Origin of the sequence: Salipaludibacillus sp. HK11, from assembly GCF_047795645.1 — a bacterium.
Taxonomy (GTDB): Bacteria; Bacillota; Bacilli; order Bacillales; family Salisediminibacteriaceae; genus Salipaludibacillus.
On record NZ_CP181045.1, the window covers coordinates 2,132,267 to 2,157,973 of the forward strand.

The window sequence follows — 25,707 nt, forward strand, 5'->3', positions numbered from 1 at the left end:
GATCAATCTTATTTCTATATTTAATAATTAGCCCTTTACTCCTCCTAGAGTTAGACCCTTAACAAAATATTTTTGTAAGAATGGGTATACACAAATAATTGGTACACTTACGATGATCGTCATTGCTGCTCGGACAGCTTGTGGTGTAACAGTTTCAGTAACTCCACCTTGTGAAGCGGTAAAAGCACTTGAAGCTGATCCTCCACCTAAAGAAGCATTCGAGTTTTGCAATACTTTCATTAATTCATATTGAAGTGTACTTAACCCTGGGACGTGTGAGTTATATAGAAACACATCGAACCACATATTCCACTGTTGAACTGCAACAAACAGAGATACAGTTGCAATAACTGGGAGACATAATGGTAAAGCAATTTTCATGAACTGAGTGAAATCGCCCGCACCATCAATTTTTGCTGATTCAAAAATCGTATCAGGCAATCCCTCAATAAATGAACGTACAACAATTAAGTTAAATACACCTATTAAGGTTGGCCATATATATACCCAGAATGAACCGATTAATGATAACTCTCTCATTAACAGGTACGTTGGGATAAGTCCCCCATTCAAGTACATAGTTAGTACAAATGCAATCGTAACAAATTTACGTAATACAAACTCTCTACGACTAATTGTATAAGCAAGCATAGCTGTGAAAAATACAGAAAGTCCTGTACCTATGACAGTTCTTAACACAGAAATTACACCTGATTGCATTATTTGCGCTTCCCCAAATACATGTTGATAGTTATAGAAAGATATTTCCCTTGGCCAAAGATAGATTCCACCTCTTACTGTATCTGTTGCATCGTTAAATGAAACTGCTAATGTATTTAACATTGGATACAACATCACGATACAAAGTAAAATCATAAAAACAACATTCACTGAATCAAAAATAAGATCATCAATTCCACGCCGTTTTCCTGTTAATTTAGATAAAAAATTCATGATGCCCCTCCTTTAGAATAACCTTGCTTCTCCCATTTTCTTAGCAAGGGAGTTTGCAGAGAATAAGAAGATGAAACTGACCACTGTTTTAAATATTCCGGCTGCCGTTGCTAATGAGAAATTCCCCATAGAAATACCGTATCTTAGCACGAAGATATCAAGATTTTCTGCATAATCCATATTCATTGGATTCATTAATAAGTATTGTGCTTCAAAGCCAGATTCTAAAATATAACCTAAGTTCATGATTAATAGTATGATAATAACTGGTTTCATACCTGGTATCGTAATATATCGAATACGTTGTAGTCGTGAAGCACCATCGATTTCCGCTGCTTCATATTGTTCTGTATCAATCATTGTGATTGCAGCTAAATAGATAATCGTATTCCACCCTACGTTTTTCCACACATCAGAGGCACCGATGATTCCCCAGAAATACTCTCCTACACCTAACCACATAATAGGTTCTCTTATGATCCCAAGGTTTGTAAGGATAATATTTACAATACCACTTTCCATCGATAATACTGCTGAAACAAGACCGGCAGCAACTACCCACGATAAGAAGTGAGGCATATAACTAATCGTTTGAACGACTCGTTTGAAAGTTAAGTTCTGTAATTCGTTTAAAAGAATAGCTAAAGAAATTGCCGTAACAAAACCGAGCACTAAATTTATAAGGCTCATCGCTATAGTGTTTCGTAACACTTCCATAAATCTTGCATCTGAAAATAAAAATATAAACTGATCAAACCCTACCCACGCTTGATCTGTAAGTGGTCTTGCAGGTTTAAAATCTTGAAATGCCATTGTCCACCCAGCTAACGGAACATATCTAAAGATAATTAGCCAAATAACAAATGGCATACTCATATAAATTAATGTTTTTTGTTCTTTACATTTTTTAAGAAAATACCTCATTCCACGTTTTCGTTTGCTAATTTCAATTTGATCAGGTGAAATAGGTGTTGGTGATTGTTGTAATGACATAGATCTCCCTCCTGTTGTATATTACTTTAGGACGGTAAAAAGAAAGGCGTGGCAACCACGTTATCGGTATGCCACAGCCCTTTCATTACCATAAATCAGTAATTTATCCTACCATTCACCTTGTAAGCGTGATTGTACTACATCTTCAAAAAAGGCTTCATATGTGTCTACGTCAAGTTGTGAGTATTCTTCTTGAAAATCATTCCACTCATCTTCGAAATCTTCAGGATCAGCTAACACAATCCGAGGATAGTGTCTTTTCGTCAACTCTTCACTGCGTTGTTCAAAGATTTGTACATCAGATCCTTGTTCAATGTTTGCACTCCAAGCAGGGAACCACGGACGATCCTGAGGTTGTGCGAACATTTCTGCATATGTTTCAACACCATAAGCATCTAAAACTTCCCTATCAGCCTCACTGTAATCAGCTTGTGCAACTGCAGGTTGACGCCTTGGTTCAACGGCATTCCCGTCATCGAAAGTACCATTAATACGCGGCCATTCCCAATCAAAGATATTCATACCTGTTGCATCTCTTTCATCTGTTGAACTTGCCAATACTAACTGTTCATCAGTACGATAGAATGAACCATCTTCGTCAACTTCGTAATGTACGCCTTCTTCGCCCCACATAATTAATTTTTGATTTTCTTCTCTAACCATGTTATCCCAATATTGGATAATTCTTTCAGGATTTTCTGCTGCTGTAGTAATACCGATACCTCGGTTTTGTGTAAATGCTGGTGCATCTAGGTATTGGTCTTCAATATCTTCATCAAATACGATTGGTAAAGCGATGAATTCCTTATCAGTATCTCCAGCTTCATCTAGTGCGACTTCTGCATCACCAAACTGCCAACCATAATCGAAGAACCCTAGAACACGTCCAGAAGATAACTTCGCTAAATATTCATCATAGTTCATAACAAACAATTCTTGGTCAAGATAACCATCTGCATTAAGGTCATTTAACTTTTGTAAATACCTCTTTGTATCATCTGAATTTGCATAAACAGAAACATCATGTGTTTCCATATCAACCTGAACACCGCCATCATTTGGATAACCAGCTAAGTGGTTGGGTGCATTCGCGAAAGCAAAGAATCTCCAATCATACGTTAATCCAGTAAATGGAATAGTAGTCATCCCATCAATTTCTGGGTTTTCCTCCGCGTAAGCAGTAATAATATCAAAATACTCATCTAATGTAGTGACTTCTGGATAACCAGCATCTTTCAAAACGGCACGTTGCATCCAGAATGCACCTTGGTCAACATTTGGATTAGGAATATGCTCATTAATTGTAGCTCCAAACGGAATGATAAAAATATTTCCGTCGTCATCTGTAAAACGATCGACATACTCATCATACTGTTCAAGAATATTCTGTCCATGCTCTTCTAAAAGGTCGCTTAAATCAATAAACGCTTCAGCATCTAACAATGTGTCAACCGCAGCATCTGGTACGATAACATCTGGATAATCTCCGCTGGCTACCATTACGCCAACTTTTTGATCCATGTCACCTACGATGTGCTCAAGTCTAAAGTTAACACCAGTTTGCTCTTCAAACAAGGCACCTAGCGTTGTCTCATTGGTATTAATATCTCTACCTGGTGCCGCAGCATTGAAGTAGTGATACGTCATCTCTGGTTCAAGTGTGTACCCTGAATCACCAGCCTCCTCATTCGAATCATTTGAATCATTCGATTCATTCGATTCATTTTGATCATTGTTGTTTGTGCTAGCATTGTCATTATCGCTTGAACATGCAGCGAAAATCATAAGCAATACCAGTCCCATAAGTAACAAATAGCTTTTTTTCATTTCTCTTCAAACCCCTCTCATCTGCTTTTTTAAAACGCTCTCATATATTGAAAGCCCTTTCATTGTAACTCTTAAATTCAACTTTATTGACCCTCTAAACTATAGTTCATACTTCGGAAAATATAGTTATATGAGTTGTTTTAAGACAAAATTATTTAAATTGTTAGTTTAGATAGAATTGATAAGTTTTTTGACGTAATTTCTCAGTAAATGAAAACTTCACTTTCTTAAGTTTAAATAATTTTGCTTCGCTGTGTGTGACCACCTTGTGAACTAAATTTATAGACAAACTTATCAGCAAAAAATTTGCTTGGCGAATAATAACGCCAAGCAAATTTTATCTAGAAGGCTATTTCCATCAACTCATCACTTTCTTTGAGACTTAAGTTTTATTTCTACTTTAGTTCCATTACCAAGAGAACTCTCGATGTTAAAATCAAACTCAGTTTTATAGTAAAGCTGGAGGCGATAATAGACATTCTTTATCCCAACATTTTCTCCCATACTCTCTTCATTTTTCAAGCTTTCCATAATATCATCTAACTTGTCTTTTGACATTCCTCCACCATTATCACGAATTGTAAATAGAATTTCATCATCGGTACACTGTATTTTGATATGAATGTTTCCCTTTTCTTTTACTGACTCTATCCCATGTACGCTTGCATTTTCTACAAAAGGTAAAAACGCCATATTAGGAATTAAACAATCATATGCTGCATCATCAATGTCAAATTCATATTCTAATTTGTCACCAAAACGATATTTTTGAATTTCAAGAAAACATATAATTAAATTTAATTCTTCACGGACAGTAACCCATTCTTTGTCCCATGTAAGAGAATTCCTGAATATTTTAGCCATATTCTGAATAATCTTTGCAGTTTCTGTTTCATCTTTCATTAAACTTCGCACACGAATAGTCTCTAGAGCGTTAAATAGAAAATGCGGATTAATTTGACTTAATAGCGCACTTAATTGGGCTTGTTTCTCCTTTAATTCGAGATCCTTCTTTTGAATATTAGCAACATAGACTTCATTAATTAATGTTTTGATTGTATTAGCCATTTTATTAAATTCATTTGTTAATTCGCCAATTTCGTCCTTATCACCATAATAATCGATAGTTTCAAAATTTTGTTTTTTCATCTTTTTCATGTGTCTTAGAATACGTGCTATGCGAACGTGTAAAGATCTTGAAATAAATATTATTATTAATGTAGGAAATAAGAAATTAATACTAGCTAATGTAATAATGAATCTTCTTGAATGATATAATTCTTCATAGATTTCCGCCTCTGAAACAGTTCCCACAACCTTCCAATTCTCTAGATAATTATGGGGGAGTTGTTTTTCTTCTAAAAAGATAGTATCTGTACCCTTCTCTATTTCATCAAATTTAATTAGGTCTTCTTGCCAATTGACCGTATCATTATTAGAGTATTCTATCTCTTTATCATCATTCAATAAATACACATGCCCTTGAAAAGTTACATTATTAAAAATTTGTCGAAGGTGAACTGGGTTTAACTTAATTTGAACAATTATATCCATATCGTCTCTATTTGTATAATAATCTAACTCTCTTATTACACTGAAGACTTCATTCTCATTAACGAGAATAGGGTGACTAACTTCCGCTAACTCCTTATACCATTCATACTCGCGCGTGTCTTCTGTAATTGGACTAATCCCTCCAGCGTAAATAACAGATGGATTATCCGTATAAAAAGTGATTCCTTGTATAGAGTAGTATAATGGGGTGTAATTATTATAATCTCTCATATAAATTTCATAGTTCTCAATATACTCAATAACAGTATCATAGTCTGTTTCAAAGAAATCATAAAATCTCGTATCTGTATAAAAAGCTGCAGAAATTCCAATTGCTTGGTCTACAGCTGAAATAAATTCTCCTGTTATTTGCTCTAACACTAAATCCATATCATGCTCTTTCTGATTTTTTATATTATCAATTGTTACATTGTAAAAAATAACATTTGTTAAAATGATAGGCACGAATACACAAAAAATATACATAATAATTAGCTTGTTTCTCAATTTAATATTATTAAACCCTTTAATAGAAGGTCTCATTGACAAAATCCTTCTCAATTATTTTTTAGAAGATTATTCCTGTATTCTGTCGGTGTCATTTTATTAATTTTTTCAAAACGCGTAACAAAATAATCCGTACTTCCGAATCCTATTTCATCTGCAATTTCATAGACACGCATATTTGTTTGCCTAAGTAATTTTTTTGCCTCTTCAATTCTTAGTTCTAGTAGATAATCTTTAAAAAACACCCCAAAAGTCTTTTTAAATAGCTGCCCCATATAAACCGGGTTCATAAAAAATTTTCCTGCTATGCTTTTCAAGCTTATATTCTCATGGTAATTTTTTTCTACATAGGCCTTAATTTTATAAATATCTCCCTGTCTATTTTCTTTCCGTAATTCATGAATAAGAAAAGATCCTTCAATAATAAATGTTTGAAACATTTTTTTTAATTCAATTAGAGTTAAATTATAGTTCTCCCATTCTATCATTTGTTCAAGACTTTCTATTTTCCTTTCATCACCATTCATATTATTAATTCGTTCTATGATCCCGTACACACAATGATTAATCGTTGTCTCAACAGCGCGGGGAGCAAAATTCTTTTCTTGGAATTCTTTAAAAGTAAGCTCAATAGATTTCTCTATTCCAGATATATTATTCTCTTCTATTTGTTCCATTAAAGAAACATATAGTTTGTTATTCAGTTTATTATAATGAATAGGAATGTCAGTTGCTTTATCATAGCTAATTGCATCTGCATCGCATAATAGATACTTGTAGCCTCGAATACTATTAGCTGTTTCAAAAGATTTATGAAGTGAAATCAAGTTAGATACTTTTGACCCTGTAAATACTGTAATTTTTTTGCTCGCTTTTCTTGAAACATCTTTAGCCAATTGAGAACTAAATGCTTCAATATCCCCGTTATAATATTTTAGATGGTCAGATGTAATCATTATTCCCAAGACTTTCCCTTGTCCTTGATGTTTATACAAGACAATATTTTCTGTTCCTCCCCCTAACTTCGCAATTGTCTTTTTGACCACAGTTTCTAATGACTTATCATCATCAAAAGTTTTGTTATCGGAATCCATTGTATGATTCAACTCTAAAATTAAATAATAGAGATATTCGCTCTGATCAATTCCTAATGCTTTCGACCATTTAGGAGCATCCGATTCTTTAACATTACCGTTAATTGACTTTTCAAACATTTGCTCAAGCAAGAAGTTCTGTTTACTAGTATTCTCAATTTCCTCTTCATCAAGCTTCTCTGAAAGTTTGTGAAGTGTCGTTTCCATTTCACCTTGATCAATCGGTTTCAATACAAAATCAAAAACACCAAACCTTACTGCTTTTTGAGCATAAGTAAAATCATTAAAACCACTAATGATGATAAAGTTCGTTTTTTTCTCTAACCTATCATTAACATTTTCTATTAATTCCAACCCATCGACAACTGGCATTTTTATATCAGTAATTACAAGATCTGGTTCTACATCTTCTATAATATTATAAGCATCTTCTCCATTGCCCACTTCTGATACAACTTCAAAACCACATCCAGCCCAATCAACAAATTTTTTGAGACCTTTACGAACATAGACTTCATCATCAACTAACAATACTTTGTACACATTCTCACTCCTCGTCTTAGATGTTCGCTTTAATAATATTTTCAAATAACTATTCTACTATTATACAACAAATTAAACGCTTCCAAAATCGTTTTACGATAACAAATTTATTAAATTATTTATTAACACGTTTGTACGTAGATATGAACAGTTTTATTATTAAATCGTCTTTATCTCGTAGGCAATAACCCCTATTGTCTCGTTGATAGAATGTTTTCATGATTTGATTAGGTTATGTTGAAAACTTTTTAATTATTAGGAAGATAAAAGACTTATAAATGTGTTTATGAATCAATAATTGTTCCATAATTCTCTTTCTTATCGATCAACTTAAATATCTATTGATATTGTTTTACAATAATGTCCCAATCCAAAATATAACGTCGTTTCAATTTCACTGCTAAACTGAAATTACACTGCGCTTGAAGCCTTGAGCTTTTCCTGCTTTCTTTCAATTCGACCAAATGACATATGAGCACACCACATAACGATCCAACCCAAAAGACTTACACCAAAGAATGGTATTAAACCTGGTAAGTAGTAAAACAAGTAGAATGCTAAAACAAAGCTGATTACTAATGTTATTAGCGCTAACGGATTAATGATCCCTATTATAAAGGCAGTTTTTATTGATTGAAGTAACTTCATATCAAAATGTACATAAACTGGAATAATGAAAAGTAATGTAATTAAAAAAAGAACCATAGTAATATACCAGCCAATTGTTTGTATCGTAAGCATAGATCCCTCTATTGTTCCTAAATATTGATAGTTAAAATAAAGGATATATCCTAGTGCTGCAAAGATGAGTACTATTATATTTGCTTTCAAGAAATCTTTCTTTATTGAATCAATAAATGTTCGGTAAATTGGAATATCAGGTTCTCCCAAAAACCATTTACGCATCACGGTAAACATAGCGAAGGTTGCGGGTGCAACTCCAAAAATAACCAATCCTAATAAACTGAATAATAACCAAAGTAAATTAACATAAGCTAATCGCCAAATCCATTCACATGTTCTGTAAAACCCACTAGACATCCAACTTACTTGCATTTAAATCACCCTTCTTTATAATCTGTCATCTCTTAGTTGGCTTTTTTAATTAGCATTAATTTAATTTCATTTTTTAGATATCTTCCCTTTTCGTGAAGGGAGTTATTTAAAACGTTGAACTCTATAATTCTTTACAAAAACTCTTCTAACAATTTTACACCGATCTCCTTGTGTGGACTTGTTTTAACAACCACAGCTAATAGATTAGATGGTAGCAAAAGTCCCAAATCTTGTACTAATGTTGAATCATTATCTAGCGGAACTGCATAAAGGTGTTCATTTTCTTCGTTTTCATCACTCATAATATACTCGTCATAAGACGCGTTCTCTGGAAATGAATCAATTAAGGAATCCAAAGGATGTAAACCGTATGGATCTAACATAACATGTTTCAGAGATTCGTCCAGAACAAACACATCCACTTCACTTGCTACAATCTCAATCGTAAGTTTATCATGAGATACTTGTGATAATTCTACATTTATTTCTAAATTATCTTCGTTCACTTCACTAATTAGATCCGCAATATATGGTCCGAAATCAGATTGATAGCTCAAAGGAATCTCTGACAATATCATAACGTTTAACATTTTGCTATCATGATTACTATCACTAAAACAAGAAGTAAGTAGTAACAATCCTATAAATATAAATAACAACATCCATTTTTTCATTATATATCAAAACCTCTTATCATTCTCAATATAAAGTATAAAATGAGAACGCTTAAATTTTATAATCTAACGTGTAATAGTACTAATTTTACACGAATCTGAACGATTTCGAAAGCGGAAAAACTATAGATAAACCCCTAATTAATATATATTATTAGGTGATCTTATAACCAAGATATGATAGAGACAATTTGCTATACCGCTAAATCCTTTAATTATTGAAGTGAAAACTTTATTTTTGTTCATTACATCTTTCAAGGTAATTTGATATCATTTCTAATATAAGGGAGGGGTCTATTAAAATAATAAATGAAAGCGCTATCTATCGATTCTTTATGAGACATACATATACAACACTAGAGAATCACACACTTTAAAATTTATTTTTTTGCATTGGAAACTGATAAGTTCTTTACTATTTATCAGCCTTACCCTAATATCACAATATATTCATAGGGTGCTAATTACTGCCCAAACAATAGAGGAGGATACAATTTTGACTACCGAAAACAAAGGTGCTTTTTACACAGGGATATACCGAAATTTATTTAAAGAAAATGGCTATTCTGAAGATGATATAACAGCAAAAATAGAAAATACATGGAATCGAATGTTCCATGGTGACGATGAGATGAGAATTTATAGCGAGGTTGGGGGCGACCTTGGCTACATGGTCGACACAGGAAACATAGACGTTCGAACCGAAGGAATGTCCTACGGAATGATGATGGCTGTACAACTTGATAAAAAAGAGGTATTTGATCGTCTCTGGAAGTGGACGATGAAGTATATGTACATGACCGAAGGAGAAAACGCCGGTTACTTCGCCTGGTCTTGTGGCTTGGATGGTTCAAAAAATGCATACGGTCCAGCTCCAGATGGCGAAGAGTATTTTGCTTTAGCACTATTATTTGCATCAAACCGTTGGGGTGATGGAACAGAAGAACCATTTAATTATAGTAAACAAGCAAAAGATTTATTACACACTGTCATCCATAAAGGGGAAAAAGATGATGGTTATCCAATGTGGAATCCTGAAAATAAACTAATAAAATTTGTTGCTAATTGTGAGTTTTCCGATCCTTCCTACCACTTGCCACACTTCTATGAACTCTTTAGCCTGTGGTGTTATCCAGAGGATAGTGCATTTTGGAAAGAAGCGGCACATGCTAGTCGTGAGTATTTAAAAATTGCATGTCACCCTGAAACTGGTCTGGCACCTGAATATGCTCATTATGATGGCACACCAAACCATATTAGGGGGTTTGGTCACTTCTTCAGTGATTCCTACCGAGTTGCAGCTAACATTGGTCTTGATTATGAATGGTTCAGAGGTAGTGAGTGGGAAATTGAAAATGCTAATAAAATCCAAGCATTCTTTTCTGACAAGGAACCTGAGGATTATCGTCGGTATACAATTGCTGGTGAACCTTTTGAAGAAAAATCTTTACATCCGACTGGATTACTAGCAACTAATGCTATGGCTTCGCTCGCCGCAGATGGTCCTCATGCAAAAGAAAATGTTGAGCTTTTCTGGAACACACCGTTGCGATCAGGTGAGAGGCGCTATTATGACAATTGTCTCTATTTATTTGCCCTGTTAGCCTTAAGCGGTAATTTCAAAATATGGTTTCCAAAAGAAAAGTAAATTCGAAGGGGTACAAGTGGAAGCAACTTGTTCCCTTTTCTTTTTGGCTTTTCAATCGAAAGGGTACAAGTGATAACAACTTCTGCCCTATGCGCTTGCTGATTTATCAAAAGAAAGGGTATCTTAAAAGTAATTACTTTTAAGATACCCTACAATATATTTAATTTCCCGACTAATTCATCTTCCTTTCACTATATTAGTCTTTATCTACTATTTCTTCATAATTGACCCAATCAAAATAAGCAGGTGTCCTACTATCCTTTCCGTTCCCAGTCGCATATAAACCAAGACATACCCCTGTAAAACCACCATTTATTTCGGGAGAAACCGACGAAGCAGGCGCTTCCCCTAAGCTCATCCATTCCATATTTGCATTGGTATATAAGAAAAAATACTTTTCTTTATCCGACCGAATCGCTAATTGTACAAAATCTGAATCTAATAGAACTTTACCTAATTCCTTGTTTTCACCTTTAATAGTAGTGTGAGCAACCACATACTTCTCCCCACCGATTTGTCTCACTCCTATTACATAATGAGCTTCCTCATTATATCTAGCTGCGAGGCCTGCTTCTTCACCGTTAGAGTCCGGGATAAACTCCATAGATGTGCTTATTTCCATCTGGACATGTTGCTGTGATTTATTGATAAAAACAGAAGGACCAACATCACTTAAAGTAAGCGAATTTCCAAGTAATTTAAGCCTCTCCTTTGCTTCCGTTAATGAATACTTATTACCAATGTTTGTTCGCAGAAATGTCCATGAATCCTCTAAATTTGGCGAATTAAAATCATCTCTAAAGCTACTTATTTGCTTTTGTTCCGTGCCTACTGGTAGACGGTCCGTCTTCATTGTTAATTCAAGAGTTCCATCATTATTATCGATCGTTGGCCATCCATCTTCCGTCCACGATACAGGAGCTAAAAATGTTTCTCTTCCTAAGACACTATATTTTCCATCCGTTGGTCTAACACCTAAAAATACAGCCCAAAAATTCCCAACTTTATCCTCGACAAAATCCGCATGGCCTAGATTTTGAATTGGATGGTCCGGCATTTGATTGTGCGTTAATATTGAGTTCTCATAAAGTTCGTAAGGGCCATAAGGATGATGACTTCTTGCAATAATCGAACGGTGTTCAATCCCAGTCCCGCCAGATGCAGTTAAAATAAAATACATTCCTCTAATTTTGTAGAGGTGCGGGCCCTCCGTCCAAGAACCACCATCTCCTTGAAATACAACAACTGGTTCAGTTAATGCTTTTCCAGTTGTGATATCAATTTCATATTGAATAATATGTGAGTTTTCTGCCTCACCATTCTGAGCAGTCACGTAGACAGTCCCGTCATCATCGAACATTAAAGACGGGTCAATGTTTCCATAAGGAATTTTTATTGGATCTGACCAAGGACCTTCAGGTTTGGTAGCTGTGACATAAAAATTACCAATCCCCATAACATCAGTAGTAATCATATAAAAAACACCGTCATGATATCTTATTGTTGAAGCAAATATTCCTCTAGAGCTCTCTCGATTTGCTAAGTTCACTTGACTTTCACGAGTTAATACATGACCAATTTGTTTCCAGTTTACTAAATCATTACTATGAAAAATTGGTACTGCTGGAAAATATTCAAAAGAACTTGTAATGATATAATAGTCATCTTCTCCAACTCTTACAATACTAGGATCCGGGTGGTAGCCAAGTATAATTGGGTTATTATAAGTCGTTATATTAATCATGATTAGAAAAACTCCTTATTAGTTATCATTTATGTAAACGTTAACAATAACTATACCTCTTAGCTGCATCTGAAGTCACTGTAAAATGTTTATGACTAATCGTAATAATTATAGGAATATCAAAAGAATAATGGCTGCACATACCATAAATAAATAGCAACTAGAATTATAAGAATTACAAACAAAGTGATATTAGCTTGACCCTTTTTTTTAGCTGATAAAAGGATTTTATATCGGAATATCATTACAAGTGCTATGGCACTCCCTAACAAAAAATGTACGATTGAGCGCTCCTCTTCAAAAAAGAAAAGCCTAAGTACATAAATCCAAAAAATTAAAAATATAATCATAAGAGTTCTATTTTGATACATTTTATCGAATCCTCCTTCCTTGCTTCGTTTCCTTACAAAATTACAAAAAAAACTCTCGAATCAATTCCTGCAAACTAAACGAAAGCCTTCACACGTGAGGTGCTGTATGAAGGCTTCGTGTTACGTTATCGTTTTATCGTTGCAAAAGCTTTTTCAGCTGCTGCAATCGTTCGATCAATATCCTCTTCGGTATGCTTTGTTGAGAGGAACATCCCTTCAAATTGAGAAGGTGGAAGAGATACCCCGTTTTCAAGCATTAACTGGAAATACTGCTTGAACATGTCAAGATCTGAAGACGAGGCCGATTCAAAGTTAACAACCTTCTCATTAGTCAAGAAAAACCCAACCATCGAACCTGCCCGTGTAAGATAATGTGGAATATCATACTTCTTCGCTGCAGCCGCTAAGCCTGCTGTTAATCGATCACCAATGCGATCAAAATGTTTATAACTATCCGCACTTAATTGTCGAATTGTTTCATATCCCGCTGTCATCGCTAATGGATTACCAGACAATGTCCCAGCTTGATAGATATCACCTGCCGGAGCAATTCGCTCCATAATATCTCGCTTACCTCCGAAAGCTCCAACTGGTAGACCTCCACCAATCACTTTACCAAGACAAGTTAAATCTGGCGTCACACCTAATTCACCTTGCGCACAATGATATCCAACTCTAAAACCTGTCATCACTTCATCAAAGATCATCAGAGACCCGTTTTCTTCTGTAATAGATCTTACTCCTTCAAGAAAACCCGGTTCCGGTCGAACGACTCCCATGTTCCCTGCTACCGGCTCTAGTATTACAGCAGCAATCTCCTCACCGAAGTTCTCAAATGCTACTTTTAAGCTTTCAAGATCATTGTATGGAACAGTTAATGTATTACTTGCTACTGAAGCTGGAACACCAGGGCTATCAGGTAAACCTAGTGTTGCAACACCTGAACCTGCTTTGATCAACAGAGAATCTCCATGACCATGGTAGCATCCCTCAAATTTCAAAATTTTGTCTCGACCAGTATGACCGCGAGCAAGACGCAAAGCACTCATTGTTGCTTCTGTACCTGAATTAACCATTCGCACAACTTCAATCGATGGCACCCTTTCGATAACTAGTTCAGCAAGTTTTGTTTCCATCTCGTGAGGAGCACCAAAGCTTGTCCCTTTTTCTGCAGTTGTTTTTAATGCCTCAACCACTTGATTATCTGCATGGCCATGAACCAATGGCCCCCATGAAAGGACGTAGTCAATGTATTCATTTCCGTCAATATCCCAAATATGAGATCCTTTTCCGTGATCCATATAAACCGGATCCATATCGACGGATTTAAATGCTCGGACTGGGCTGTTTACACCGCCTGGCATAAGTGGCTTTGCTTTATTAAATGCTTGAGTTGATTTTTCCCAATTCATGTGCATCTTCACCTTCCTATTCGTTATAAGTTAACCAATTGGCTACATCTTTGGCATGATACGTTAAAATTAAATCGGCACCTGCTCGTTTCATACTTGTCATTTTTTCCATAACAATCGCTTTTTCATCAATCCATCCATTTTGAGCAGCTGCTTTGACCATCGCGTATTCACCACTTACGTTGTATGCAACAATCGGTATATCATGACGATCGCGTACATCACGAATAATATCTAAGTATGATAAAGCTGGCTTTATTATCAGAAAGTCAGCCCCCTCATCCACGTCCGATTGCGCTTCCCGAAACGCTTCAAGACGATTTGCTGGATCCATCTGATAAGTCTTTCGATCTCCTGATTGAGGTGAACTATGTGCCGCATCACGGAAAGGTCCATAAAAGGCAGAGGCATATTTCACGCCATAACTCATAATAGGAATATCATAATAACCAGCGTCATCAAGTCCTTGTCTAATCGCTGCAACAAAACCATCCATCATATTCGAAGGTGCAATAATATCAGCGCCTGCTTCAGCTTGAGATACCGCCGTCTTCGCTAAAAGATTTAACGATTCGTCGTTAATAATTTCTCCACCTTCGACAACACCACAGTGACCATGGTCTGTAAACTGACATAAACAAGTATCTGCAATCACAGTGAGTTGAGGATGGCGCTGCTTAATTTGACGAGTAGCAGCTTGCACGATGCCATTATGATCATAGGCACAAGAACCAACCTCATCTTTATGAGCGGGTATTCCAAACAGAATGAGTGATTTTATCCCCAACTTTACGATTTCATCTACTTCGTCATTAATAAGATCCAAAGATCTCTGAAATACACCTGGCATTGATTTCACTTCATTTTCAATATTTTTGCCTTCCAACACAAAAAGCGGAAAAATCAAGTCTTCCTTTCGAACATAGTTTTCTCTAACAAGCGAACGAATCCCCTCCGTTCTTCTTAATCGGCGGTGCCGACGGAATTGCAAATTAGACATATACGATTTCCTCCTCCAACGATTTCAAAGTCCTTCAAGCATAAATAACACTTCATCAATCGTAAACTTTTCTGGTACTAAAACCTTTTCTACATCATAACGTGAAAGTGCATCAGCTGTCACACGTCCAATCACGGCAAACATAAGCTCTGATCTTACATAAGGCAACAAATTTTTCTCCAATTGCTCGAAAAATGAGTTCACCGTTGACGGACTTGTACAGATCACTATATCAACTTGTTTTTTTTTAAGTAGCTGATTAAGTTTATCTGCATACTTGTCACAATACACCGTTTCATAAACGACCATTTCGTGAATTACTCGCCCAGTCTTAGTTAATGCTTCCACAATTACTTTTCTAGATTGGCTGCTTCTGGGATAAAAGAAGATATCTTCTATGGTAGTCGACTCAATAAGTAACTTCGCTAAGTGCTCTGCATCAAAATGCTTATCAGGACAAAGGTCAACTATAAATCCTTTCTGTTCAATAAGTTCTTTCGTTTTTTCTCCAACAGCAGCAAGTTTCTTTGTTCCAATCACTTTCTCTGGATAAAATCCTTCTTCAACCAATACTTCATATGTAAAATAAACACTATTTACACTAGTGAAAATAATCCAGTCACTATGTAAGAGATCATCAAGTTTTTCAACTCTTTCCAATTTATTATTTGGAGACTGCATGGAAATCAGGGGAATTTCAATAGAAATTCCCCCTCGTTGTTCAATCGCATATGATAAAGAGCTAGCCTGATGACCCGCCCTTGTATTTAAAATTCGTCTTCCGTGAAGTGAGTTCATCGTTAATCTCCCCAATTATTGATCTAACTCTGCTTTCACTTTATCTAGAACTTCTTTAGCCCCTTCATTCAACATCTTATTAGCTACTTGCTTTCCGATTGCTACAGGGTCATTTCCAGTGATTGTTTCTTTAAAAATTATCTTCCCGTCTGGTGATGCAACCAAAGCCGTTAAGGTCACTTGTCCATCACTTTCTAATTGAGCATATCCAGCAATTGGAACTTGACATCCACCTTCAACCGTGTGGAGAAAAGAACGCTCTGCAGCTACAGTTCTCGCAGTTTTAGCATCATTAATGTTATCCAACAATTCCAATAGTTCTTTATCATCTTCACGACACTCGATTCCGAGCGCGCCTTGGCCAACTGCTGGTAAACAAACCTTAGGATCTAAGAATTCTGTGACGATATCATCAGACCAACCAACACGCTCAAGCCCCGCTGCTGCTAAAACGATCGCATCAAAAATCCCTTCTTCTCTGCATTTTCTTAATCGTGTGTCAATGTTGCCACGAATCCAATGAATTTTTAAATCTGGACGTTGAGCTAATACTTGCGCACTGCGACGTAAACTACTAGTTCCAACAGTTGCACCTGCTGGCAATTCCATAAGTTTTTTCCCACTATTAGAAATAAACGCATCTCTCGGATCAGCTCTGTCTGGGACAGCACCAATCGCTAGACCCTCTGCCATTTCTGAAGGTAAATCCTTCATACTATGAACAGCCATATCAATTTCACCATCATACATCGCTTTTTCAATCTCTTTTACAAAAAGGCCTTTTCCGCCTACTTTCGATAATGTTACATCAAGGATTTTATCTCCTTTCGTAACGATCTCTTTTATTTCAAACTCAAAGGGAAGGTTCAATTGATTTAACTGATCGATCACCCATCTCGTCTGTGTCATTGCTAAATTACTTTTTCTTGAACCAATAACCACTTTTCTCATAATCTTACCTCCGTGTAACGTTGATTTCTATCTGTAAATGAGTTTCATAATCAATTACTCTTGGGTGCTAGAAACTAAAAAGGATTATCTTCTAACATGCCCTAATAACCCGGGCTGATAAACCATTTCAGATTAATTTTATATTTGTTATTCTATTACCATATATGAAATTCCGAAAAGGAACTCGATAGAAAATAATTTATCAGTAACACTAAAAACGCAGCTATATTTAATAAAGCTAAACTATACCCTCGTCTTTTCTTAAACTGATATTGAAAAAGGTAACAACCATATACAATCAACAAGATAAATGAGCTGATTACTTTTAAATCATACCATGGGAATGTTTCAAATTTTACCCATGCCCAAATAACACCTAATATCAATCCTATCATCATTAGTGGTACACCAATTAATGCGAATAAAAAGGAAAACCTCTCTAAATTGGATAAGTTCCCCGTTCGCTGCATCTTTTCTCCCCAACGTTTTTGCTTCAACATTTGATGCTGAAAAAAGTAGAGCATCGAAAAAGAAAAAGAGAGCGTAAACATTGCATAAGATATCAATAAAACTACGATATGAATGATAAGAAGTTCTGATATAAGTAAATCAGACAACTCAGGTGACACATCACCAGCTTGTGCAAACAGGCTCACCGTCAAAATCGAAAATCCAACTAAATTAACGATAAATACTAAGAAGTCCATACGGTACAACTTATTTATGATAAGTGAGAAAGTAACAAGAACCCACGCGTAAAAGAACATTCCTTCAAAAATCGTCATTATCGGTAAACGACTATATTCGAACGCTCTCAAAGATAAAAAGAGAAGTTGTAAAACCCAAACAATAGAAAGCAACCAGAAGGCAAGACGATTCACCTTCTGGTTGTTTTGAATAAAGTCAATGAAATATCCAAGTACACTCAGACAATAAAAGATAATAATGAGGATGTATAGCAGATTCAGACCAATCATGCTTCATTTCCCCTCTCTACAAAGAGCGGGCAATATCATTTTGCGCAGCTAGTTTTGATTTACGTTTTTCAATACTCCACTCTCGCTCAATCTTGTTAATTTGAATGTTGCATGCCAAAACATTTTCTTGTTGCTTAAGCTCGTCATCTAATGCAAACACGCGAGTCATGTAGGCAAGCAGTTCATCAGAATTATCTTCTTCTGGTACTTCTTTAAGAGCAGTAATTGGATCACGAAGAATTTGATTAATCACGCTCTTCATATGTTTTCGAATTACTTTTATTTCTCGATCAGATAAGCTAGAAAGCTTTCTTTCAAGACTTTCCATTGTCTCTGATTGAATCGTTGTAGCTTTTTGACGAAGAGCGGTAATCACTGGGACAACCCCCAACGTATCAAGCCAATGACTGAAATCAACTAGTTCCTGCTCAATCATAATTTCAATTTTCTCAGCTTCCTGCTTTCGTTCTTCTAAATTTGCAGCAACGATTCCTTGTAAGTCATCAATATCATACAAGTATACATTATCAAGATCTGCCAATTCAGGATCTAAATCTCTCGGCACCGCTATATCTACTAAAAACAACGGTTTTCCTTTTCGTTTTTTGATTAATTGTAATACTTCATTTTTATTAATCACATAACCTTTGGAACCTGTTGAACTAATTAAAATATCTGTAGACTCAAGGGAATCATCAAGATCTTTCATGTCTTGCGCTTTCCCTAGAAATTTCGTCGCTAATTCCTCTGCCTTTTCTTTCGTACGATTTATCACAGTAATATCATTGACACCATTAGAAGACAAGTGTTTTGCTGTCAACTCACTCATCTTTCCAGCACCCATGATCAATACTTTTTTATCTTTAAAGTTCCCAAAAATCTTCTTACCAAGTTCAACAGCTGCATAACTAACTGATACAGCATTTTCACCAATGGCTGTTTCAGAATGTGACCGTTTCGCAAGTGTAATTGCTTGCTTAAATAGATGATTAAAGATCGTTCCTGTTGTTTTCTGACTTTGTGCTTCTAAAAAGCTTGTTCGGACTTGACCGAGAATTTGAGTTTCTCCTAAAATCATTGAATCAAGACCACAGCTTACACGGAAAAGATGTTCAATTGCATGTTCATCTTCTCTAATTTGTAAATAATGACTAAACTCGTCTTTCGGTACCCCGAACCATTCTGAAAGAAAGACTTTCGTATAGTAACGACCTGTATGCAATTGATCTGCAACAATATATATCTCTGTACGATTGCAGGTTGACACAACAACACATTCTAAAACACTTTTAGATTTTCGTAGCGTTGTTAATGCCTGTCCAAGATCGTCTTGAAATTGAAATTTCTCTCGTATTTCTACTGGTGTTGTTTTATAATTCAAACTAACAGCTAAAATGTGCAAACCATCGTCCCCCTGACTCAAACCGACATTAATTTTACCGCAAAAAACGTAATATGACAACTATTTAATATAGTAATTAAGCTTAAATGATAACTTCTCTTACATTATAACATTTTTAATCTAAATTTAATAATTGATATGCTCTGATTAAATGTGAATCTTTTGTGACAATTTTAACAATGTATTCCTCAATATAATATTATTAACGGAATAACAACATTTTTCCCAAAGCGATATTTTTTAATCATAAAGGAGAGGTACACAGTCATGAAATCAAATCAAACACTTCCAGGGGTCATATTAGTCATTATTGGAATTTACTTTCTATCACAGCAATTTGACTTTACTCTTCCGTACTCAGACATACTATTAAAGTGGCCAACAATCTTGCTTTTAGTCGGACTTGTCTTATCTTGGCAAGGTTTCTCCAACCGCGATGAACATAAAATGTTTTCTGGTGTGATTTTACTAGGTTTTGGTGCATTATTTCACGGAATACATACATTTCAATACTGGACTTATCAATGGCCTTATTTTACATTAATTATTTCATTTGCTTTTTTCTTAAAATATTTCGTGAACAAACGAGACGGAGCGACTCCAGGTTTAGTTCTTTTTGTCATTTCAATCATAGCACTCTTTTTCACATCAATTACAGGGTGGATAAATTCTATCCACTCAGGTTTAGATTCCTTTTGGCCGATCATTTTAATTTTGATCGGGATTTATTTATTAGTTTTCCGTAAAAAGTGATTTACTTCAAACTGAAAATAATAATAATAATAAGAGACATTAAACATTAAGAGTCTTTCTAAATATACACACTAAGGATGACTCTTTCATGGCGAGACTGCTTCTTTCTCTGCTAGTTTCGCTCTGTTGTTTGCTGTGTCGAAGCAATTCGAAGCGTATTCGTGATGTACCGCTCTTTCCTGCGGTATTGGAAGTCCTGGCAAAAACCCTGCGGGGCATTTTCCCGAAGAGGCTTGACGACTTCACCGCGGAAAACGAAGCCATAAAAGAGGCATTCCACTCTGATAAAAACAGTATCATCTTTGCAATAACTTGAATTATACAGTAGTACCTAACTAATAGGATAACTTATATTATATCGTTTGTATGTGATAATGCTCACCATTAGAAAAACTGAGGCTTAAGCTAAGTCCTTCATGGCGAAATCCTTAATTTTTCTTATACTTTAATCCTCTAGTGAAGTTCAACATTATTAAAGTAAAATAACTGTATGTAAAAGGAATGTGGCTCACAGAGGTGGGCCACATTCCTTTTACTCATTTATAAACGTTAGTAATCTAATATTTAATCCCAGCACTTACAATTCATCTTCATCGTTATCTTTCTCAATATATCGTACTTCCTTTGAAAATAACAGTTGCGTTATTTCCTTCCATGCTTGATCTTTTCCTTGAGCAGTTTCTGCAGAGAACATAATAATCGTATCTTCGCTTTTCATTTGAAGACCTTCTTTGATTTGTTTAATATGTTTATCCCATTTACCTTTAGAGATTTTATCAGCTTTGGTTGCAACGATTAAAACAGGTAAGTCATGATGCTTCAACCAGCTATACATTGTCTTATCATCTTCTGTAGGGAGATGACGACTATCGATCAATTGCACAACACCTTTTAGTTGCTCTCGCTTCTCAAAGTACCCCTCTAGGACTCTTCCCCATGCTTCTCGTTCTTTCTTTGAAACTTTAGCATATCCGTATCCAGGCACATCAACAAAATGAAACCGATCATTAATAAAATAAAAATTTAGAGTCCGTGTTTTTCCAGGTCGTTGTGAAGTTCTTGCTAGTCCCTTTCGAGTTAAAATAGTATTTATAAAGGAAGACTTTCCAACATTCGAACGTCCTGAGAGAGCCACTTCAGGAAATGGCCCTCCAGGAAATTGGTGATCTTTTGCTGCGCTAATAATTAATTCTGCGGTTTTTATTTTCATTATTTTTCTCCTACCAATGCATGTTTAAGTACTTCATCTAAATGAGACACGGGAATAAAAGTCAGATCATTTTTCACACTGTCCGGGATGTCTTCCAAATCTTTTTCATTATCTTTTGGCATGATAATGTGTGTCAAACCTGCACGATGTGCACTCATAGATTTTTCTTTTAGTCCTCCTATAGGGAGAACACGACCTCTAAGAGTAATCTCTCCGGTCATTCCTACTTCACGGCGAACTGCGCGATCTGTTAATGCTGAAATTAACGCAGTTGCCATCGTAATTCCGGCTGATGGTCCATCTTTTGGAACTGCACCTTCAGGAACGTGGATATGAATATCATTTTTTTCATTGAAAGCTGGATCAATCGATAACTCTTTTGATTTTGAACGTATATAACTAAATGCAGCCTGTGCAGACTCTTTCATGACATCGCCCAATTTACCAGTTAAAGTTAATTTTCCTTTCCCTGGTGCTATCGACACTTCAATTGTTAACGTGTCCCCACCTGCAGTTGTGTACGCTAATCCTGTCGCTGCTCCAATTTGATTTTCAGACTCTGCTCTACCGTACCTAAATTGAGGTTTTCCAAGGATGGTTTCAATCGTTTTATCTGTTATTACCACGCGTTTCCGTTCTTTTGAAACAATCATTTTGGCAGCTTTTCTACATATCTTTGCCATTTGTCTCTCTAAGTTTCGTACACCAGCTTCTCGTGTATAATAACGAATCACACTTAATATTGCCTCGTCTTTTACTTGGATTTTACCTTTTGTTAGACCATGTTCTTTCACTTGTTTTGGTAGCAGATATCCTTTAGCAATTTCCATCTTCTCAATTTCTGTATAACCTGGGATGTGAATAACTTCCATTCGATCCCTCAAAGGCGCAGGAATAGCACCGATATTGTTGGCAGTCGTAACAAACATCACTTTTGACAGGTCATACGCTTCTTCAATGAAATGATCACTAAACGTATTATTTTGTTCAGGATCAAGCACTTCTAACAATGCAGAAGACGGGTCTCCTCTAAAATCGTTGGCCATTTTGTCGATTTCATCTAACAAAAAGACTGGATTAATACTTCCTGCTTTCTTCATCCCTTGTACGATTCGACCTGGCATCGAACCAACATACGTCCTACGGTGCCCTCTAATTTCGGCTTCATCACGTACACCACCCAGTGACATGCGGACAAATTTACGGTCCAAGGATCTGGCAATAGATCGTGCTAAAGATGTTTTACCGACACCTGGAGGGCCAGCTAAACATAAAATTGGACCTTTCAACTGTTCAGTAAGTTGTTGAACAGCTAAATATTCTAATACTCGTTCCTTCACTTTTTCGAGTCCATAATGATCTTCATCAAGAATGACCTCTGAACGGTGGATATCCAACAAATCAACCGTTTCATACGTCCATGGAATAACTGCGAGCCATTCAATGTAGTTTCGTATGACTGAACTTTCAGCAGAACTAGATGGCATCTTTTCGTATCGTTTTAATTCTTTATATGCTTTTTCCTTCACAGATTCAGGCATATCAGCGTTCTCAATTTTTTCAGTCAGCTCTTCCAATTCACCTTCTTTGCCTTCTCGATCGCCAAGTTCTTTTTGAATAGCTTTCATTTGTTCACGTAAATAGTATTCTTTTTGCGTTTTTTCCATCGACTTTTTGACACGTTGTCCAATTTTTTTCTCAAGGCCAAGAACTTCTTTTTCATTATTTAATACGTCTATGATTTGTCCCAGACGATCCCCAACAGAAATCGTCTCTAATATTTCCTGTTTTTGAACCATTTTTAAAGGTAAATGCGAAGCTATAATATCTGCCAATCTCCCTGGTTCGATAATATCTGCAACGGAAGCAAATGTTTCTTGAGATATTTTCTTTGAAAGTTGAATGTATTGCTCAAATTGTTCGAGAAGATTTCGCATTAATGCTTGCTCTTCTACAGTAGCTTCTTGTCGCTCATCAATGAGTTCCACTTCAACTTGTGATAAGTCATCATGATCAATATAATTCTCAATGTATCCTCTTTGTAATCCTTCTACAAGAACTCGAATCGTTCCATTTGGCAGTTTTAACATTTGGTTTACTTTCGCCAATGTGCCAATTGTATATATATCTTTCTCTTCCGGTTCATCTGTAGAAATTTCCCTTTGAGTAGTTAAGAAAATTTCATTGTCCTCTACCATTGCTTTCTCAAGCGCTTGAACAGATTTTTTTCTACCTACATCTAAATGAAGAACCATCGTTGGATAAACGAGTAATCCTCTTAATGGAAGCAGAGGAATTTTCTTTAAATTTGGTTCACTCATATGTATAAACACCTCCATATATCTCGTACTCTAAATCGAGTATAGGACTTGTCGCCAATAAAAATTTAACGAAAGCCCTTTGTAGTAATCGCTTCTTACTAGTAAACAGGTGTTAAAAACCCCAAATTAGATGAATAGGACGTCATCCCATTGGATCACGTCTTATGGGCTAACCTGAATCTTGTTCAATTTTATCCTATTGTGCCTTCTTTGTCTAACAATGCAGCAGATGAAAGAATAAGGTCTTTCCTATTCTCCTTATGGATATCTTTTACCTTTAAAGTCTTGTCGAAAACTTGTTTTATGTGATCGACTGGGTATACGGAGATTCCTTCCATTTCAGTTAGGATAGTTTGGCAGTTATCTTTCGGAATAATCACTTCTTTGATCCCAGCTTGTTTTGCTGCTTCAACTTTGGATACAACTCCACCAACTGGCTTGACATCCCCGTGAATCCCTAGTTCCCCAGTCATTGCAATGGTATAAGGAATCGGAATCCGATGGATAGCAGAATAGATGGCAGTTGCAATCGCAATACCTGCAGATGGACCATCTATCGGGATGCCCCCTGGAAAATTAACATGTAGTTGATAATCTTTTGCTTCAATACCAATATAGCTAAGTACCGTAATAACATTTTCTACTGAGCTTTTCGCCATGCTTTTTCTTTTCATACTCCTGGATTGGTTACCAGAACTTTCTTCATCTGCAATACCCGTGACCGTTAACGAACCTTCATTTACCCTTTTTCTAGCCGTTACTTCTAGATCCAACACTACCCCGGAACCTGGCCCCATAACAGCTAATCCATTTACGACACCGATTTTATCAAATGGTATTATTTTCTTTTCCATTCTTGGAGATTGCTGACTCGCATAAATAACCCATTCTATATCTACCGCACGTAGAAGGTCTCTTCTCTCGTTTAACGCAATTCCTGTAGCCAATTGAACCATATTGACAGCTTCTCTACCGTTAGTTGCATATTTGCCGATCCAATCATAGACTTCCTCTTCTGTATCTATACCTAGTTGATCCACTGATTTTACAGCAACACTTTTTACTTCGTCAGGCGTTAAAGCTCGGAAATATACTTCTACACATCGTGACCGTATTGCTGGTGGAATTTCTTCTGGACTTCTAGTCGTTGCAGCGATTAAGCGAAAATCTGCTGGGAGGCCACGTTGAAAAATATCATGAACGTGCTCCGGTATCTGTTCGTTTTCTTCATGATAGTATACACTTTCTAAAAGTACTTTTCTTTCTTCTAATACTTTTAATAATTTATTGATTTGGATGGAATGAAGTTCGCCAATTTCATCAATAAACAACACTCCACCATGAGCTTTTGTCACTGCGCCTTGTTTCGGTTGCGGAATCCCTGCATGCCCCATGGCACCTGCCCCTTGATAAATAGGGTCATGAACAGAACCAATCAAAGGATCAGCAATTCCTCGTTCATCAAATCTGGCAGTCGCCCCATCTAACTCAACAAACTTCGCATTCGGTCGAAAAGGTGAGTGAACGTTTTGTTTCGCTTCTTCTAAAACTAGTCTAGCTGCTGCTGTTTTCCCTACACCTGGCGGACCATAAATGATCACATGCTGAGGGTTTGGCCCACATATGGCTGCCTGTAATGAGCGGATACCGAATTCTTGCCCTACGATATCTTCAAATTTTTTTGGGCGAATTTTTTCTGATATTGGTTCAGTTAGTTTAATTTTCCTTAATCGATTTAGTTGCTCCATCTCTTTTTTTGATTCCTTGTTTACAGATGCACGTTGTGAACGTTGATTTTTTAATAAGTTCCAAAAATATAGACCGATCACTACTCCGAAAAATAGTTGGATAAGAAAAGCGATGCCTGTCAGTGTCATCTTACAACCTCCTGTACTCGTTTGTTCATATAGTGTTTCCG

General features: G+C 36.0%; 19 protein-coding genes. 2 read left to right on the forward strand and 17 right to left on the reverse strand.

Going from position 1 to position 25,707, the window contains the following annotated elements:
* Positions 1-27: 27 nt before the first annotated feature.
* The 7 genes from ACM26V_RS10605 to ACM26V_RS10635 form a co-directional block, all read right to left on the reverse strand.
* Complete coding sequence (locus ACM26V_RS10605; protein ID WP_416151387.1) at positions 28-954, reverse strand: carbohydrate ABC transporter permease; 927 nt, start codon at positions 952-954, stop codon at positions 28-30.
* A gap of 12 nt (positions 955-966) precedes the next feature.
* Positions 967-1,947 carry an ABC transporter permease gene (locus ACM26V_RS10610; RefSeq protein ID WP_416151388.1) on the reverse strand — a complete coding sequence of 327 codons (981 nt, stop codon included), beginning with the start codon at positions 1,945-1,947 and terminating at the stop codon, positions 967-969.
* Positions 1,948-2,055: 108 nt separating this feature from the next.
* Positions 2,056-3,774 carry an ABC transporter substrate-binding protein gene (locus ACM26V_RS10615; protein ID WP_416151389.1) on the reverse strand — a complete coding sequence of 573 codons (1,719 nt, stop codon included), beginning with the start codon at positions 3,772-3,774 and terminating at the stop codon, positions 2,056-2,058.
* 366 nt (positions 3,775-4,140) lie between these two features.
* Positions 4,141-5,871 (reverse strand): sensor histidine kinase, encoded by a 1,731-nt coding sequence (locus ACM26V_RS10620; RefSeq protein ID WP_416151390.1) that lies wholly within the window; start codon positions 5,869-5,871, stop codon positions 4,141-4,143.
* A 14-nt stretch (positions 5,872-5,885) separates the two neighbouring features.
* Positions 5,886-7,472, reverse strand: coding sequence for a response regulator transcription factor (locus tag ACM26V_RS10625; protein WP_416151391.1), 1,587 nt, complete (start codon positions 7,470-7,472; stop codon positions 5,886-5,888).
* 411 nt (positions 7,473-7,883) lie between these two features.
* Entirely contained in the window at positions 7,884-8,528 is a 645-nt protein-coding gene (locus ACM26V_RS10630) for a YesL family protein (RefSeq protein ID WP_416151392.1), read from the reverse strand.
* 131 nt (positions 8,529-8,659) lie between these two features.
* Positions 8,660-9,202 (reverse strand): hypothetical protein, encoded by a 543-nt coding sequence (locus tag ACM26V_RS10635; protein WP_416151393.1) that lies wholly within the window; start codon positions 9,200-9,202, stop codon positions 8,660-8,662.
* A gap of 496 nt (positions 9,203-9,698) precedes the next feature.
* Here ACM26V_RS10635 and ACM26V_RS10640 point away from each other — a divergent pair, with 496 nt between their 5' ends.
* Complete coding sequence (locus ACM26V_RS10640; protein WP_416151394.1) at positions 9,699-10,850, forward strand: glycosyl hydrolase family 8; 1,152 nt, start codon at positions 9,699-9,701, stop codon at positions 10,848-10,850.
* A 196-nt stretch (positions 10,851-11,046) separates the two neighbouring features.
* Here the strand turns inward: ACM26V_RS10640 and ACM26V_RS10645 are convergent, their stop codons facing one another.
* From ACM26V_RS10645 to hemA, 7 genes are all read right to left on the reverse strand, one after another.
* Positions 11,047-12,594 (reverse strand): glycoside hydrolase family 43 protein, encoded by a 1,548-nt coding sequence (locus ACM26V_RS10645; RefSeq protein WP_416151395.1) that lies wholly within the window; start codon positions 12,592-12,594, stop codon positions 11,047-11,049.
* A 496-nt stretch (positions 12,595-13,090) separates the two neighbouring features.
* On the reverse strand, positions 13,091-14,377 hold the full coding sequence (gene hemL / locus ACM26V_RS10650) for a glutamate-1-semialdehyde 2,1-aminomutase (protein ID WP_416151396.1): 1,287 nt from the start codon (positions 14,375-14,377) through the stop codon (positions 13,091-13,093).
* Between the two features lie 16 nt (positions 14,378-14,393).
* Positions 14,394-15,377, reverse strand: coding sequence for a porphobilinogen synthase (gene hemB / locus ACM26V_RS10655; RefSeq protein ID WP_416151397.1), 984 nt, complete (start codon positions 15,375-15,377; stop codon positions 14,394-14,396).
* Positions 15,378-15,401: 24 nt separating this feature from the next.
* On the reverse strand, positions 15,402-16,175 hold the full coding sequence (locus ACM26V_RS10660; protein ID WP_416151398.1) for a uroporphyrinogen-III synthase: 774 nt from the start codon (positions 16,173-16,175) through the stop codon (positions 15,402-15,404).
* A gap of 15 nt (positions 16,176-16,190) precedes the next feature.
* Complete coding sequence (hemC, locus tag ACM26V_RS10665) at positions 16,191-17,126, reverse strand: hydroxymethylbilane synthase (RefSeq protein WP_416151399.1); 936 nt, start codon at positions 17,124-17,126, stop codon at positions 16,191-16,193.
* A gap of 155 nt (positions 17,127-17,281) precedes the next feature.
* A complete protein-coding gene (locus ACM26V_RS10670; RefSeq protein WP_416151400.1) occupies positions 17,282-18,103 on the reverse strand; it encodes a cytochrome C assembly family protein in 822 nt (273 codons plus the stop codon).
* Between the two features lie 16 nt (positions 18,104-18,119).
* Positions 18,120-19,505: a glutamyl-tRNA reductase gene (gene hemA / locus ACM26V_RS10675; protein WP_416151401.1), complete on the reverse strand. Its 1,386-nt coding sequence runs from the start codon at positions 19,503-19,505 to the stop codon at positions 18,120-18,122.
* Between the two features lie 267 nt (positions 19,506-19,772).
* Between hemA and ACM26V_RS10680 the strand changes: the two genes are divergently transcribed.
* A complete protein-coding gene (locus ACM26V_RS10680; protein ID WP_416151402.1) occupies positions 19,773-20,258 on the forward strand; it encodes a LiaI-LiaF-like domain-containing protein in 486 nt (161 codons plus the stop codon).
* 577 nt (positions 20,259-20,835) lie between these two features.
* Here the strand turns inward: ACM26V_RS10680 and yihA are convergent.
* The 3 genes from yihA to lonB form a co-directional block, all read right to left on the reverse strand.
* On the reverse strand, positions 20,836-21,468 hold the full coding sequence (yihA, locus tag ACM26V_RS10685) for a ribosome biogenesis GTP-binding protein YihA/YsxC (protein WP_416151403.1): 633 nt from the start codon (positions 21,466-21,468) through the stop codon (positions 20,836-20,838).
* Positions 21,468-23,789, reverse strand: coding sequence for an endopeptidase La (lon, locus tag ACM26V_RS10690; RefSeq protein ID WP_416151404.1), 2,322 nt, complete (start codon positions 23,787-23,789; stop codon positions 21,468-21,470). The genes yihA and lon overlap by 1 nt, the downstream gene beginning before the upstream one ends.
* Before the next feature lie 191 nt (positions 23,790-23,980).
* Entirely contained in the window at positions 23,981-25,666 is a 1,686-nt protein-coding gene (gene lonB, locus ACM26V_RS10695; protein ID WP_416151405.1) for an ATP-dependent protease LonB, read from the reverse strand.
* Positions 25,667-25,707 lie beyond the last annotated feature (41 nt).

Excerpts from the sequence above, each read along its gene's own strand:
- ACM26V_RS10605 (WP_416151387.1), bottom strand. The coding sequence starts at position 954 with ATGAATTTTTTATCTAAATTAACAGGAAAACGGCGTGGAATTGATGAT.
- ACM26V_RS10610 (WP_416151388.1), bottom strand. The coding sequence starts at position 1,947 with ATGTCATTACAACAATCACCAACACCTATTTCACCTGATCAAATTGAA.
- ACM26V_RS10615 (WP_416151389.1), bottom strand. The coding sequence starts at position 3,774 with ATGAAAAAAAGCTATTTGTTACTTATGGGACTGGTATTGCTTATGATT.
- ACM26V_RS10620 (WP_416151390.1), bottom strand. The coding sequence starts at position 5,871 with ATGAGACCTTCTATTAAAGGGTTTAATAATATTAAATTGAGAAACAAG.
- ACM26V_RS10630 (WP_416151392.1), bottom strand. The coding sequence starts at position 8,528 with ATGCAAGTAAGTTGGATGTCTAGTGGGTTTTACAGAACATGTGAATGG.
- ACM26V_RS10635 (WP_416151393.1), bottom strand. The coding sequence starts at position 9,202 with ATGAAAAAATGGATGTTGTTATTTATATTTATAGGATTGTTACTACTT.
- ACM26V_RS10645 (WP_416151395.1), bottom strand. The coding sequence starts at position 12,594 with ATGATTAATATAACGACTTATAATAACCCAATTATACTTGGCTACCAC.
- hemL (WP_416151396.1), bottom strand. The coding sequence starts at position 14,377 with ATGAATTGGGAAAAATCAACTCAAGCATTTAATAAAGCAAAGCCACTT.
- hemB (WP_416151397.1), bottom strand. The coding sequence starts at position 15,377 with ATGTCTAATTTGCAATTCCGTCGGCACCGCCGATTAAGAAGAACGGAG.
- ACM26V_RS10660 (WP_416151398.1), bottom strand. The coding sequence starts at position 16,175 with ATGAACTCACTTCACGGAAGACGAATTTTAAATACAAGGGCGGGTCAT.
- hemC (WP_416151399.1), bottom strand. The coding sequence starts at position 17,126 with ATGAGAAAAGTGGTTATTGGTTCAAGAAAAAGTAATTTAGCAATGACA.
- ACM26V_RS10670 (WP_416151400.1), bottom strand. The coding sequence starts at position 18,103 with ATGATTGGTCTGAATCTGCTATACATCCTCATTATTATCTTTTATTGT.
- ACM26V_RS10680 (WP_416151402.1), top strand. The coding sequence starts at position 19,773 with ATGAAATCAAATCAAACACTTCCAGGGGTCATATTAGTCATTATTGGA.
- yihA (WP_416151403.1), bottom strand. The coding sequence starts at position 21,468 with ATGAAAATAAAAACCGCAGAATTAATTATTAGCGCAGCAAAAGATCAC.
- lon (WP_416151404.1), bottom strand. The coding sequence starts at position 23,789 with ATGAGTGAACCAAATTTAAAGAAAATTCCTCTGCTTCCATTAAGAGGA.
- lonB (WP_416151405.1), bottom strand. The coding sequence starts at position 25,666 with ATGACACTGACAGGCATCGCTTTTCTTATCCAACTATTTTTCGGAGTA.